This is a genomic window from Variovorax sp. P4_D9 (genome assembly GCF_056401695.1).
In genome coordinates this window covers 1-1,681 of the sequence record NZ_JBFUIU010001334.1, presented here as the reverse complement: position 1 = coordinate 1,681, position 1,681 = coordinate 1, and the positions used below count along the sequence as shown (strand labels likewise).

The following is a 1,681-nucleotide window of genomic DNA, read 5'->3' as shown; positions in this document are numbered from 1 at the left end:
GTTGCTGAGCAAAGCGCCTGAGGATCGCCGGGTCCAGGAGGCGAAACGCGTCGCCGAGGTGCCATGCCGGTGCGGCARGCGCGCTGATGGGGAGCCTGGCGAGGTTTTGGGGCGCTCTTTCGCCSTTCACCCGGCCGTTGCGGCGGCTGCGCACGTACCTGTGCCCCAGCCGACCAATTCGGGCGCAAGGGCGGCCATTCGCAGCAGGTTGTGTGCCAGCACGAACAGCCGCACCACGCACTTGACCTTGGCCAAGCCGCGCACCGGCATGCGYTGCAAGCCGCGGTTGCGGGCCTGCGCGTTCACGCATTCGGCGGTGGCCGCGCGCTCCTTGTAGATCTCGCGCGCGGCATCGCTGTTCATGCGCTCTCGCCACTGCGCCACCGCCTCGCTGTCCCCGGGCTTGGGCTCGAATTCGCTGGGCGGCTGCGGTGCCGGGTCGGTCTCGACAGCGGCGTTCGCGTCGCCCTGGGGAGCGTGCTTCGCCTTGGACGGCTTGTTCTTGGGCACCGGCGCGTACAACTCGGTCTTGTGCGCCACCGCATCGATCTGCTCGTGCGCGGGGAAGCCTCCATCGACCAGCCATTGCTCGGGCGCCTTGCCTATRCGTTCCTCGACTTGGTCCACCATCGGGGCAAGCTGTGCCATGTCGCTGCCTGCGGTGACCACGTCCATGCCRACGATGACTTGGCCCTCGCAGTCGGTGGCGAACTGCACGTTGAAGGCCGGGCGGAATCCACCGTCGCCCATCTTCATGACCCTGGCATCGGCATCGGTGGTGCTGGCGCGCGCGTCCTCGGGCTTGCCGCCGTTGCGCCGCTTGGCCGCGGCCACTTCGGGCAGTTGTTGCAGCGCRTCGCGGATGCATGCTTCGCGCTGCTGGGCTGCACGCCGCTTGGCCGCCTGCGCGCGCCGGTTGGCTTCGCCCGAGTCGCTCTCGGCGTGCACCTTGAGCGTTTGCACGAGTTCGCTCGCTTGCACCAGATGTTCCTCCAGGCGGCCCTGCCGGCGAAACGACGCCGCCCCGGCATCGGCGCGCACRCGCATGCCGTCTTGCGCCACGCGCTGCAGGCTGATCGCGCCCACGGCCGCCAGCGCGGCCACGTTGTCGGTGAGCAGTTCGTCCATCACACGCTCGTTGCCGCAGCGAAAGTCGTTGAGCGCGTGATAGTTGACCGACACGCCSCCGCAGATCCAGCGGTAGGCGTCGTGCTGCTGGGTCAGTCGCGCGACTTCACGACCACTGCCCACGCCGTCGAGCGTGGCGTACAGCCACAGTGCGAACAGGATGCGCGGGTCGATCGCGCGGCGTCCGGGGGCCGCGCCGCGCGCCTTGATGGCCTCGTACAGCGCGCCCAGSTCTTGCCGTTCGACATAGCCCCATACRAGCCGCGCGCGGTGGTCTTCGGGCAGCAGCGATTCCAGGTCCGAGGCGCGCAACTCGATTTGCTTGCGGTTGGGCTCGAGGATGCGCGGMGCTGCGTGGCTGCGCGTGCTGGCTCGCGCTTGCGTTTGCTGCACATCCGCAGCGCTGGGCGCCGGCAAGTCCTCGAACAGTCCCTSGTCCTGATTCATCGCCTCGTCTGTGGCCTGTGTTGACATGCCRGGGCTGTAGCCAGTCCCGTGCCAGTTCGCGAGGGTCGGAGAAAAACTCTCACTCTCTCAGTCTCACTCTCTCAGT

1 protein-coding gene is annotated in these 1,681 nt (G+C 68.2%); it reads right to left on the bottom strand.

All coding sequences use genetic code 11. The features are described from left to right. Positions 1–126: 126 nt before the first annotated feature. Positions 127–1,575: an IS1182 family transposase gene (locus AC1DY5_RS54595; protein WP_478122524.1), complete on the bottom strand. Its 1,449-nt coding sequence runs from the start codon at positions 1,573–1,575 to the stop codon at positions 127–129. Between the last annotated feature and the right edge of the window lie 106 nt (positions 1,576–1,681).